This is a genomic window from Belnapia sp. AC561 (genome assembly GCF_979252845.1).
Genome location: NZ_CEEDBP010000269.1, coordinates 1 through 263, shown reverse-complemented (window position 1 = coordinate 263; position 263 = coordinate 1). Strand labels below are relative to the sequence as shown.

The following is a 263-nucleotide window of genomic DNA, read 5'->3' as shown; positions in this document are numbered from 1 at the left end:
GACCAACGTCACCAGCAGCACGCCCACTTGCAGCAACGCCAGTTTCGGGTCGGGCAGCCGCATCTGGTAGGCGTCCCACAAATTCACGCTGGCGAAACCAAAAAACGCGAACGCGGCGCAGCGTGCAAACACCCGGGGCGCCAGTTGGAACACCCCGAACATCAGAATCAATAGGTAGAACACCAGCATCGTGCCGCGCGCGGTGTGCAGGTTGTACATGAGGAAGGTGTGCATGCTCAGGGCGACGAGTACCTGAGGCGCGG

At 61.2% G+C, this 263-nt stretch carries 1 pseudogene; it reads right to left on the bottom strand.

Annotation, left to right across the window (positions count from 1 at the left end):
* Positions 1-234: pseudogene (locus AC0IW9_RS31045) on the bottom strand (hypothetical protein); the annotation flags it as partial.
* Positions 235-263: the final 29 nt, after the last annotated feature.